This window comes from Escherichia sp. MOD1-EC6098 (assembly GCF_002965865.1).
Classification (GTDB): Bacteria; Pseudomonadota; Gammaproteobacteria; order Enterobacterales; family Enterobacteriaceae; genus Escherichia; species Escherichia marmotae.
On record NZ_PTSN01000025.1, the window covers coordinates 19843 to 31670 of the forward strand.

An 11828-nucleotide genomic window follows, 5' to 3' on the forward strand; every position below is an offset into this window, starting at 1 on the left:
TCCCGCCGAATCCGGCACCGCGTTCGGGCCTTCCAATTATCGTGTCTGTTCTTCGAGTGCCACAGGCCAGCGGCGGAATATTATGATCGACCATATCAATGCGGCAAGTGCCGGAACTGCGCCCACATAACCAATCATCGACATTGACCAGTGCAGACTGACCTGATTACCCACCAGCGCCCCGGCACCAATGCCAATATTAAATATCCCGGAGAATAGCGCCATCGCAACGTCGGTGGCATCCGGTGCCAGCGCCAGCACTTTAACCTGCATCCCAAGCCCGATGATCATCATCGCGATCCCCCAGAAAATGCTCAGTACGCCGAGGTGTATCTCGCTACTTGCCGAAGGTAACAGTAACGCCAGGCACACCAGCAACAGCGCAATCGCAGCACTGACCAGAATAGATGCATACTGGTTACCAAGCTTACCGAAAATCAGGCTACCAATAATGCCCGCGCCACCGAGCATCAACAGCAATGCCGTGGCAAAGTTGGCGCTGAATCCCGCAACGTTTTGCACAAAAGGTTCGATATAGCTGTATGCCGTGTAATGGGCGGTAACGACCACCACAGTCAGCAAATAAATGCTTATCAATGCCGGGCGGCGGAACAGTTGCGGAAGGCTTTTTAATGAGCCGGAATGTTCGCTGGGCAGTAATGGCAGTAGCTTGATGAGGCACAGAAGGGTAAGAAGCGCCCCGATACCGATCGCGAGGAATGTCGTTCGCCAGCCGAAATATTGCCCCACAATGCGCCCGATAGGTAAACCTAATACCATTGCCAGTGCTGTGCCGGTGGCAATTAAACTCAATGCCTGCGCTCGCTTTCCGGCGGGTGCCATACGGATCGCCAGTGACGCCGTAATCGACCAGAAAATAGCATGAGCGAAAGCTACGCCAATACGGCTGATCACCAGAACGGTAAAACTCCACGATAAAAACGACAGGATGTGGCTGGCGATAAACACCACAAACAGGCAGATCAGCAACTTGCGGCGTTCGACCTGACTGGTCATTAGCATAAAAGGCAGTGACATTAGCGCCACTACCCACGCATAAATGGTCAACATGATACCGACTTGTGCGGTTTGCATATGGAAGCTTTGCGCAATGTCAGAAAGCAGACCAACAGGAACAAATTCAGTGGTATTGAAGATAAAGGCGGCGACTGCCAGCGTAACTACCCGTAGCCACGCCACTTTGCGGGAAACAATATTCGTTGTCATAACAGATTATCGGGTGAGTTGCGAAAAGGTAATGAAATGATCTTAAAACGGTTAATGATCTGAATACAATGACTTTGTGACCTGTGTCGCGTTTTGCCGCTTCATGTTGTGCCAACTACTGCGTGAGTGGCAGGTACAACATACAGAGCAGAAAATTTTTTCATCATGCTTAGTCTGGCACATCCAGCAGCTCAATAAATGCCTCAAGCGGACGTGTTTTCGCACCGCGACGCCAGACCAGCCAGGTTGTTAACCAACGCCATTGCTCACCTAACGGCCAGGCTTCAACCTGATGATGCCCTGGCATACTTTCCAGCATAGAGCGAGGGATAAGCGCAATGCCTGCACCCGCGATAACACAAGCCAGCATGCCGTGATATGACTCCATCTCATGAATAGTCCCCGGCGCTGCGCCGTCAGCATGAAACCAGCGCTCAAAATGGCGGCGATACGAGCAATTGGCACGGAAGGCATAAATGTTACAGCCATTAACCTGACTGGCGTGGGTTACTGGCATATGCCCTTGTGGCGTGACGATCATCAACTCCTCGCGGTAAACCGGTATCCCGTCGATGGCAGTATGGCTGATTGGCCCATCGATAAATGCCGCATTCAGTTTCCCCTCCAGTACACCGTCCAGCATGGTGCCGGATGGGCCGGTAGAGAGTGAAAACTGAATTTTAGGGTAGCGACGGTTAAATTCAGCCAGCGTTGCCGGAATACGCACAGCGGCGGTGCTTTCCAGCGACCCGAGAGAAAACAGACCTTGCGGCTCATCGCCAGCTACAACGTTCCGCGCCTCATCCACCAGCGCGAGAATTTGTTGGCTATAGCGTAAAAAATTATGCCCGGCGGGAGAAAGCCGTAACCGCTGATTCTCGCGAATAAACAGTTCAACGCCGAGTTCTGTTTCCAGTTGGCGTATACGGGTCGTGAGATTAGAAGGTACACGATGCACTTTTGCCGCAGCCTGGGTAATGCTGCCTGCCTCAGCAACGGCGTTAAACATCTCCAGTTGGGTTAGATCCATAGTATTCTCAATTCGTGAATAAGTGGCTTAATATTATTCATTTTAAAGTAAGAGTAAATCTGCGTATCTTTTTACCCTGACTCATGAAGGAGATACCCCAATGACCATCACTCCGGCGACCCATGCCATTTCGATAAATCCAGCCAATGGTGAACAACTTTCTTCACTGCCGTGGGCTGGTGCTGACGATATTGAAAACGCTCTTCAGCTTGCGGCGACAGGCTATCGCGACTGGCGCGAGACGAGCATAGATTACCGGGCGAAGAAACTGCGTGATATCGCTAAGGCTCTGCGTACGCGTAGCGAAGAGATGGCGCAAATGATCACCCGTGAAATGGGTAAGCCCATCAAACAGGCGCGTGCCGAAGTGGTGAAATCAGCGAATTTGTGCGACTGGTATGCAGAGCATGGCCCGGCAATGCTGAAAGCTGAACCTACACTGGTTGAGAACCAGCAAGCGGTCATTGAATATCGCCCAATGGGGACAATCCTTGCGGTTATGCCGTGGAACTTCCCGTTATGGCAGGTCATGCGCGGTGCTGTTCCTATCATTCTTGCGGGTAACAGTTACTTACTTAAACATGCGCCGAATGTGTCAGGTTGTGCACAGTTAATTGCCCAGGTATTTCAAGATGCCGGTATCCCACAAGGCGTATATGGTTGGCTGAATGCTGACAACGATGGTGTCAGCCGGATGATTAAAGACCCGCGTATTGCAGCGGTCACGGTGACCGGCAGTGTCCGTGCGGGAGCGGCTATTGGCGCACAGGCCGGCGCAGCGCTAAAAAAATGCGTACTGGAACTGGGTGGTTCGGATCCGTTTATTGTGCTTAACGATGCCGATCTGGAACTGGCCGTGAAAGCTGCGGTTATCGGACGTTATCAGAATACCGGGCAGGTATGTGCGGCGGCAAAACGCTTTATCATCGAAGAGGGAATTGCTTCGGCATTTACCGAACGTTTCGTAGCGGCTGCAGCGGCGTTAAAAATGGGCGATCCACGTGACGAAGAGAACGATCTCGGCCCGATGGCACGTTTTGATTTGCGTGATGAGCTACATCATCAGGTGGAAAAAACACTGGCGCAGGGGGCGCGTTTGTTACTGGGCGGAGAAAAGATGGCAGGGGAAGGTAACTACTATCCGCCAACGGTTCTGGCTAATGTCACCCCCGAAATGACGGCGTTTCGTGAAGAGCTTTTTGGCCCCGTTGCCGCAATCACCATAGCAAAAAATGCGGAACATGCGCTGAAACTGGCTAATGACAGCGAGTTCGGTCTTTCTGCGACGATCTTTACCGCTGACGAAACACGAGCCAGACAGATGGCAGCACGTCTGGAATGCGGTGGCGTGTTTATCAATGGTTTTTGCGCCAGCGATGCGCGAGTCGCCTTTGGTGGTGTGAAGAAGAGTGGTTTTGGTCGTGAGCTTTCCCATTTCGGTTTACATGAGTTCTGTAATATCCAGACGGTGTGGAAAGACCGGATCTGACGTCACATATTTAGCTCTGTTATACTCGCAGGTCTTTTCAGACCTGCGAGCAAGGAGCAGAGTGTGGCTGTCGCCATGGATAATGTAATTTTAGAAAACATCTTGCGGCAAGTGCGGCCGCTAATTGGTCAGGGTAAAGTCGCAGATTATATTCCGGCACTGGCAACCGTCGATGGCTCCCGCCTGGGGATTGCCATTTGTACCGTTGATGGGCAGCTTTTTCAGGCCGGAGACGCGCAAGAACGTTTTTCCATTCAATCTATTTCCAAAGTGCTCAGTCTCGTTGTCGCTATGCGTCATTACTCCGAAGAGGAGATCTGGCAACGCGTCGGCAAAGATCCGTCTGGATCGCCGTTCAATTCCCTGGTGCAACTGGAAATGGAGCAGGGCATTCCACGCAATCCGTTTATTAATGCCGGTGCGTTGGTCGTCTGCGATATGCTGCAAGGGCGGTTAAGCGCCCCGCGGCAGCGTATGCTGGAAGTGGTGCGCGGCTTAAGCGGCGTGTCTGATATTGCCTACGATACGGTGGTGGCGCGTTCCGAGTTTGAACATTCTGCGAGAAATGCGGCGATCGCCTGGCTGATGAAGTCGTTTGGTAATTTCCATCATGATGTAACTACCGTTCTGCAAAACTACTTTCATTACTGCGCACTGAAAATGAGTTGTGTTGAGCTGGCGCGGACGTTTGTCTTTCTGGCGAATCAGGGGAAGGCTTTTCATATCGATGAGCCAGTAGTAACGCCGATGCAGGCACGGCAAATTAATGCGCTGATGGCAACGAGCGGAATGTACCAGAACGCGGGTGAATTCGCCTGGCGAGTGGGGCTTCCGGCGAAATCTGGCGTTGGCGGCGGTATTGTTGCGATCGTCCCGCATGAAATGGCTATCGCGGTATGGAGCCCGGAACTGGATGATGCGGGCAACTCTCTTGCCGGTATCGCAGTACTTGAACAATTGACGAAACAATTAGGACGCTCGGTTTATTAATGCAGTCACTTGATCCACTCTTCGCGCGTTTATCCCGTTCAAAATTTCGCTCCCGCTTTCGTTTGGGTGTGAAAGAGCGTCAGTATTGTCTGGAGAAGGGCGCGCCGGTTATAGAACAACATGCGGCGGATTTTGTCGCTAAGCGTCTTGCTCCGGCATTACCGGCGAACGATGGTAAGCAAACCCCCATGCGTGGGCATCCGGTGTTTATCGCTCAGCACGCCACCGCGACCTGTTGCCGTGGTTGTCTGGCTAAGTGGCATAACATTCCGCAGGGTGTTTCGTTAAGTGAGGAACAACAACGTTATATCGTGACGGTTATCTACCACTGGCTGGTTATACAGATGAATCAGCCATAAGAATGGTGGTAAAAGCCAAAAGATCATCTGACTGATATCTTTCCTTGTCGCCGCTGTCAGCGAACATGCTATCCTTTATGAGAATTTACTTATTGCGTTGAGATAATTGCCATCCGCAATTGTATGGACAGATAATTAATGTATGTACACCCCATATCCACTTTCCGTTTGTTCCAGGAAGGTCATCTGCTACGTAATAGCATTGCAATTTTTGCGCTAACGACGCTGTTCTATTTTATTGGTGCAGAGCTACGCCTGGTTCATGAACTCTCTCTTTTCTGGCCGCTCAATGGTGTAATGGCAGGGGTATTTGCCCGCTATGTCTGGCTTAATCGTCTGCATTACTATGCTATCTGTTACGTGGCAATGCTGGCTTATGATGCCATGACCACCGAATGGGGGCTGGTCTCGCTGGTTATTAATTTATCCAATATGATGTTTATTGTGACCGTTGCTCTGTTGGTGGTACGGGATAAGCGTCTGGGGAAAAATAAATATGAACCAGTAAGTGCCTTACGGTTATTTAATTACTGTCTGATTGCCGCTTTATTATGTGCCATCGTCGGCGCGATTGGTTCGGTCAGTATTGATAGTCTTGATTTCTGGCCTTTGCTTGCTGACTGGTTTAGTGAACAATTCTCAACAGGCGTGTTGATTGTTCCTTGTATGCTGACGCTGGCAATTCCGGGAGTATTACCGCGTTTTAAAGCAGAGCAGATGATGCCTGTCATTGCGCTGATCGTGTCGGTCATTGCCTCAGTGGCGATTGGCGGTGCAGGGAGTCTGGCATTTCCGCTGCCGGCATTAATCTGGTGTGCGGTGCGCTATACGCCACAGGCTACGTGTCTGTTGACCTTTATCACCGGAGCGGTAGAAATCGTGCTGGTGGCTAATTCGGTGATTGATATCGCTGTTGGTTCGCCGTTCTCGATTCCGCAAATGTTTTCCGCTCGTCTGGGCATTGCCACGATGGCCATTTGCCCAATTATGGTTTCTTTTAGCGTGGCGGCGATTAATTCACTGATGAAGCAAGTTTCTCTGCGTGCCGACTTTGATTTTCTGACACAGGTGTACTCACGATCCGGTCTTTATGAGGCGCTGAAAAGTCCATCGCTGCAACAGACACAACATCTGACCGTCATGCTGCTTGATATCGACTATTTCAAAAGCATTAACGACAACTATGGTCATGAATGTGGCGATAAAGTCTTAAGCGTATTTGCTCAGCATATTCAGAAAATTGTGGGCGATAAAGGGCTGGTGGCGCGGATGGGGGGAGAAGAGTTTGCCGTTGCTGTACCTTCAGTGAATCCCGTCGATGGTCTATTGATGGCGGAGAAAATCCGCAAAGCTGTCGAACTTCAACCTTTTACCTGGCAACAAAAGACGCTCTATCTTACGGTCAGCATCGGTGTCGGTAGTGGATGTGCTTCATACAGTACACTAACTGATGACTTCAATAAATTGATGGTTGAAGCTGATACGTGTCTCTATCGCTCGAAAAAAGATGGGCGTAACCGCACCAGCACCATGCGTTATGGTGAGGAAGTTGTCTGACAGCTTTATTATTTTTCCGCTGTTTCAGAATAATGTGTTCTACCACTCTGGCGGTTGAATAAATACCGTCAGAACCATGATCTGCGCCACATTTTTCTCTTAAACCTGCTAATTAATCACCACGAGTTGATCAAAACAGGGGTTCAGCGTATTAAAGTTTGCTAATCTGTTATACCAATTCAAGCAGGTTGTATGACTAATCAAAAGGGAACCCATTGTGAAAACACTAAATCGTCGCGATTTTCCCGGTGCACAGTATCCAGAACGTATCATTCAGTTTGGTGAAGGTAACTTTCTGCGCGCCTTTGTTGACTGGCAAATTGATCTCCTGAATGAGCACACCGATCTGAATTCTGGTGTGGTCGTTGTTCGTCCGATTGAAACTTCATTCCCGCCGTCACTTAGCACTCAGGATGGTTTGTACACCACCATTATTCGTGGCCTGAATGAGAAGGGCGAAGCAGTCAGCGATGCGCGTTTGATTCGTTCTGTAAACCGTGAAATTAGCGTCTACGGTGACTACGATGAATTCCTGAAGCTGGCGCACAATCCGGAAATGCGTTTCGTCTTCTCTAACACCACCGAAGCGGGCATCAGCTATCATGCGGGCGACAAATTTGATGATGCGCCAGCGGTAAGCTATCCGGCAAAACTGACGCGTTTGCTGTTCGAACGTTTTAGCCATTTCAACGGTGCGCTGGATAAAGGTTGGATCATCATTCCGTGTGAACTGATTGATTATAATGGTGATGCGCTGCGTGAACTGGTGCTGCGTTATGCGCAAGAGTGGCAGCTACCGGAAGCGTTTGTTCAATGGCTGGATAAAGCTAACAGCTTCTGTTCTACGCTGGTGGACCGTATCGTTACCGGTTATCCGCGTGATGAAGTAGCGAAACTGGAAGAAGAACTCGGTTATCACGATGGTTTCCTCGACACCGCTGAACACTTTTACCTGTTTGTGATTCAGGGACCGAAATCCTTAGCGTCTGAATTGCGTCTGGATAAATATCCGCTCAACGTACTGATTGTTGACGATATTAAACCGTATAAAGAGCGCAAAGTAGCAATCCTTAATGGTGCTCACACCGCGCTGGTGCCGGTGGCGTTTCAGGCTGGGTTGGATACTGTAGGCGAAGCGATGAACGATGCAGAAATCTGTGCATTCGTTGAAAAAGCCATTTATGAAGAGATTATTCCGGTACTGGATCTGCCGCGAGATGAGCTGGAATCTTTCGCCAGTGCAGTCACCGGGCGTTTCCGTAACCCGTACATTAAGCATCAGTTGCTGTCCATTGCGCTCAACGGTATGACCAAGTTCCGTACCCGCATCCTGCCGCAGTTGCTGGCAGGGCAGAAGGCGAATGGTAAACTCCCGGCTCGTCTCACTTTCGCGTTAGCGGCACTGATTGCATTCTATCGCGGTGAGCGTAACGGTGAAACCTATCCGGTGCAGGATGATGCTCACTGGCTGGAGTGTTATCAGCAATTGTGGAGTCAGCATCGTGATCGTGTCATCGACACCCAGGCGCTGGTTGCTATTGTGTTGGCAGAAAAAGACCACTGGGAGCAGGATCTGACGCAAGTGCCTGGTCTGGTAGAGCAGGTGGCCAATGACCTGGATGCGATTCTGGAAAAAGGGATGCGCGAAGCTGTACGTCCGTTGTGCTAATAATTGCATTATTTTGTAAGCCGGATAAGGCATTTATGCTGCATCCTGCCGCACTTTTCCAACTAACTGAAATCACATAGCTAGTTGGAGGCGCTGATAAGCGCAGCGCATCAGGCAATTAACGGCGCAATCTCTGAACCCGGTTTCGGCCGGGTTTGTTATTATGCATTATTAGTTACAACATCCTATATACCCTTATCATAACCAGGTGCCACATGTCGCATCTGTGATTGTTGTAGTCTTGTAGGTAATTTGTAAATTGACACTTGAGAACGTGATCGCAATCACGTTTAATAGGGCGACTTTTCCATGTTTGAAGATAATCATGATTGTTCGCCCACAACAACACTGGTTGCGCCGTATTTTTGTCTGGCACGGTTCAGTATTATCCAAAATATCCTCGCGCTTGCTACTCAACTTTCTTTTTTCTATCGCGGTTATTTTCATGCTGCCCTGGTATACGCATCTGGGCATCAAATTTACCCTCGCGCCGTTCAGCATTCTCGGTGTTGCTATCGCCATTTTTCTGGGGTTTCGTAATAACGCGGGGTACGCTCGTTATGTTGAAGCGCGCAAACTGTGGGGACAGTTGATGATTGCCTCACGGTCATTATTGCGTGAAGTAAAAACGACGTTGCCCGATTCAGCAAGCGTAAAGGAGTTTGTCCGGCTACAAATTGCCTTTGCTCACTGTTTACGCATGACATTACGCAAACTGCCACAGGCAAAAGTGCTGGCACATTACCTCAATGAAGAAGATCTTCAGCGGGTGCAGGCTACAAACTCCCCAGCTAATCATATTTTGCTGATGATGGGGAAGTGGTTAGCTGTTCAGCGCCGGAATGGGCAACTTTCTGACATTCTATTTATTAGTCTGAACGATCGGCTCAATGATATTTCTGCGGTGCTGGCAGGATGTGAGCGCATCGCATATACACCAATTCCTTTTGCTTACACACTCATTTTGCATCGTACCGTTTACCTGTTTTGCATCATGCTACCGTTCGCGCTGGTCGTGGATCTGCATTACATGACGCCTTTTATCTCAGTACTGATTTCCTACACCTTCATTTCGCTTGATTGTCTGGCGGAAGAGTTAGAAGACCCGTTCGGTACAGAAAACAATGATTTACCGCTGGATGCCATCTGCAACGCTATTGAAATTGACCTGTTGCAGATGAACGATGAAACGGAGATCCCGCCGAAGATTCTTCCCGACCGCCATTACCAGTTGACGTAACAATTACTCTGTTCGCCGGGCAACAATGAACAAGCGCGGAAATGCCAGCAGTATTTGACCATCCTCCTGCAGTGGATACTGCTCTTCCAGCATCTGATGGTAGCGCGTAAGAAAATGCTGCTGTTCACTCTCAGTCAGATCCTGCAACCACGGGCGTAATCCGGTGGCGGTCACCCAGTCAATAATCGCCTGGTGAGATGGCATCTGGTGATAGTAGGTGGTTCGCCAGATATCAACCTCACATGCGGTTTCACTCAGAATATCGTAGTAAGCATGAACGCCTGCCAGTGGTTCGCGTCCACGATCCGGATAATGCTGCTCCCAGGCGACTTCGCGCATTAATACATGTGTCGGCTCCAGCCAGTTGTCCGGCATTTGTACCGCCAGTACGCCATGCGGATTGAGTAACGACACAAGATGTGGAAACAGTTCGTAATGATCAGGCAACCATTGCAACGAGGCGTTGGCGAAAATCAGATCGAATGCGTGATCCGGTTGCCAATTGCGGATATCTGCTTCAACAAACTGACATTCTGGCAACACTGCACGCGCTTCAGCAATCATCGCCGGAGACGAATCAATGCCAGTAATTTTTACCGTTGGCCAGCGTTGATGTAGCAGGGCGGTGCTGTTGCCTGGGCCGCAGCCGAGATCGGCTATTTGCCGGACGTTTTCCAGAGGAACTCTGGCAAGCAGTTCTACCGCTGGTCGCGACCGTTCGGCGGTGAAGTGCAAATATAAAGAGGGGTTCCAGTCAGCCATTTTTTTACTCCCGTCAGCGCGTTAACCCAAGTGTAGATAAAATTGATGAATTCGCCTCACGTCATCAATCCACCGAACACGCGCATTAAATCAAGGATACCTAAAAGTGATTGACTACGTGCTGCTCAAGATTCATCAGAGATATTTATTAATCAATAAAATATTAGAGCCTAACGGGGTAGGGAAGAGTAAATTTCGCATAAAATCAATTTAAAACAAATAAATCCTCCTTCTTGTTGTTTTTATTCATTTCATATAAATATATTAACATGCAATATATTAAAAATTAATATCTATCTGTGGATAGTGAATAATCACAAAGTGACTTTTTTTTGATATCCTTAGGACAGGAACCAGGTTTGAAGTTTTTTGTGTGAAACTCCTGGCATTTTGGACGCTAACTCTATCGGATATAGCGATATAAAATATGACGAGAAAATTTGCATTCAACATTATATATATCATCGATGTTTTAGGTGATGAAGATCTTGACTCCTCGAGTGACATCAAAATTAACACCAATAGACCAGATGATATAACACTTAAAAGCAATACCGCTTCAAAACTATTTAAATCGATCTCAAGCTTGAAAGTCCCCATCCCCATTGTGTTTGTTAAGATCCATAATATCCCCATGCTAATATCTTTCTTTAAGGAGCTGGAAAAAGGAGTCATAAAAAAAGGTTTAATTCCGATAGTGCATTTTGAGTGTCATGGCTCACCCGATGAGGGAATGTTTTTCCCTGGCATTAAAAAGTATATATCCTGGAGTGAGATGAATGATCTATTTTTAATGATAAACAAACATACAATGAATAATCTACTCGCTATAGTCGCTGGATGTGATAGTTTCAAATCAACAGAAAACATTGACTTTGCAAAAGGAAGTCCTTATGGCTGCTATATTGGCGCAAATAAAGTTACCGACGCAAGCATAATTAGTAGGTTTAAGGATTTTTACCGTTATATCTTTATATATAACGATTTCGATGGGGCTTGTGATCTTTTAGGTTCCGATTTTTCTATGTTTTTTTCATATGATATCTGTATGCAAAGATTCTTACTTCCGTTAGTTTTAAGTTATTTCGGAGAAGATAAAAAAGAGTTTGTTGAGTATACAATCAACCGCCTAATAGACAATGGGCAGCAGGGGTCTATAGGTGAAATAAGAAAATTAGCAAAATACAGGTTAAAGCATATTGATAAGTATTATGAACGTTCTGGCGTTCAATTTTTACATGGGCAAAGACCGCTTGCATTTACGGAATTAAAACGCATTGCGCTTGATCTTAAGGACAACCTCAGTGACGAGGCTAAATTCAATATCGAACTGAGGAATGCCATTAAATTGAAAAGAAATATAATCATGGGAAAAGGCACCTGATCCCGAAGTGCCAGACTTGCCGCGAGTGTACATCAAGAATGGTGAGATCGCTGTGATGAGGCTTGTAATGCAGCTTAAATCAGCAACCTCAAATGGCACGTCAGCGCCGTTTTTTAAATCC

Annotated in this window: 10 protein-coding genes; 7 read left to right on the forward strand and 3 right to left on the reverse strand. The window is 48.1% G+C overall.

Features of this window, described 5'->3' with window-relative positions:
- Positions 1-36: 36 nt before the first annotated feature.
- Positions 37-1227: an L-arabinose MFS transporter gene (ydeA, locus tag C0K55_RS21470; RefSeq protein ID WP_000210461.1), complete on the reverse strand. Its 1191-nt coding sequence runs from the start codon at positions 1225-1227 to the stop codon at positions 37-39.
- 169 nt (positions 1228-1396) lie between these two features.
- Positions 1397-2257 (reverse strand): putrescine utilization regulator PtrR, encoded by an 861-nt coding sequence (gene ptrR, locus C0K55_RS21475; RefSeq protein WP_016248687.1) that lies wholly within the window; start codon positions 2255-2257, stop codon positions 1397-1399.
- 100 nt (positions 2258-2357) lie between these two features.
- Between ptrR and sad the strand changes: the two genes are divergently transcribed.
- The 6 genes from sad to C0K55_RS21515 all read left to right on the forward strand — a co-directional run bounded on the left by sad (position 2358) and on the right by C0K55_RS21515 (position 9561).
- Positions 2358-3746, forward strand: coding sequence for a succinate-semialdehyde dehydrogenase (sad, locus tag C0K55_RS21480; protein WP_001516363.1), 1389 nt, complete (start codon positions 2358-2360; stop codon positions 3744-3746).
- A gap of 63 nt (positions 3747-3809) precedes the next feature.
- The gene (gene glsB / locus C0K55_RS21485; RefSeq protein ID WP_000257432.1) at positions 3810-4736 is read left to right on the forward strand and encodes a glutaminase B; all 927 of its coding nucleotides are present in this window, start codon (positions 3810-3812) and stop codon (positions 4734-4736) included.
- Positions 4736-5095 (forward strand): DUF4186 domain-containing protein, encoded by a 360-nt coding sequence (locus C0K55_RS21490; RefSeq protein ID WP_001191034.1) that lies wholly within the window; start codon positions 4736-4738, stop codon positions 5093-5095. The genes glsB and C0K55_RS21490 overlap by 1 nt, the downstream gene beginning before the upstream one ends.
- Before the next feature lie 138 nt (positions 5096-5233).
- Positions 5234-6652: a sensor domain-containing diguanylate cyclase gene (locus tag C0K55_RS21500; RefSeq protein ID WP_001516364.1), complete on the forward strand. Its 1419-nt coding sequence runs from the start codon at positions 5234-5236 to the stop codon at positions 6650-6652.
- Between the two features lie 217 nt (positions 6653-6869).
- Positions 6870-8321, forward strand: a complete 1452-nt coding sequence (gene uxaB / locus C0K55_RS21505; RefSeq protein ID WP_016248689.1) for a tagaturonate reductase — start codon at positions 6870-6872, stop codon at positions 8319-8321.
- Positions 8322-8646: 325 nt separating this feature from the next.
- Entirely contained in the window at positions 8647-9561 is a 915-nt protein-coding gene (locus C0K55_RS21515) for a bestrophin family protein (protein ID WP_001516366.1), read from the forward strand.
- Positions 9562-9564: 3 nt separating this feature from the next.
- On the opposite strand, the gene tam is transcribed toward C0K55_RS21515, so the two are convergent.
- Positions 9565-10323 carry a trans-aconitate 2-methyltransferase gene (gene tam, locus C0K55_RS21520; protein WP_016262005.1) on the reverse strand — a complete coding sequence of 253 codons (759 nt, stop codon included), beginning with the start codon at positions 10321-10323 and terminating at the stop codon, positions 9565-9567.
- A gap of 427 nt (positions 10324-10750) precedes the next feature.
- Here tam and C0K55_RS21525 point away from each other — a divergent pair, with 427 nt between their 5' ends.
- The gene (locus tag C0K55_RS21525) at positions 10751-11707 is read left to right on the forward strand and encodes a hypothetical protein (protein WP_105266531.1); all 957 of its coding nucleotides are present in this window, start codon (positions 10751-10753) and stop codon (positions 11705-11707) included.
- Positions 11708-11828: the final 121 nt, after the last annotated feature.

What these genes read in the sequence shown, in the direction of transcription:
- ydeA (WP_000210461.1), bottom strand. Translation starts at nt 1,227, where the DNA reads ATGACAACGAATATTGTTTCCCGCAAAGTGGCGTGGCTACGGGTAGTT.
- ptrR (WP_016248687.1), bottom strand. Translation starts at nt 2,257, where the DNA reads ATGGATCTAACCCAACTGGAGATGTTTAACGCCGTTGCTGAGGCAGGC.
- sad (WP_001516363.1), top strand. Translation starts at nt 2,358, where the DNA reads ATGACCATCACTCCGGCGACCCATGCCATTTCGATAAATCCAGCCAAT.
- C0K55_RS21490 (WP_001191034.1), top strand. Translation starts at nt 4,736, where the DNA reads ATGCAGTCACTTGATCCACTCTTCGCGCGTTTATCCCGTTCAAAATTT.
- C0K55_RS21500 (WP_001516364.1), top strand. Translation starts at nt 5,234, where the DNA reads ATGTATGTACACCCCATATCCACTTTCCGTTTGTTCCAGGAAGGTCAT.
- C0K55_RS21515 (WP_001516366.1), top strand. Translation starts at nt 8,647, where the DNA reads ATGATTGTTCGCCCACAACAACACTGGTTGCGCCGTATTTTTGTCTGG.
- tam (WP_016262005.1), bottom strand. Translation starts at nt 10,323, where the DNA reads ATGGCTGACTGGAACCCCTCTTTATATTTGCACTTCACCGCCGAACGG.
- C0K55_RS21525 (WP_105266531.1), top strand. Translation starts at nt 10,751, where the DNA reads ATGACGAGAAAATTTGCATTCAACATTATATATATCATCGATGTTTTA.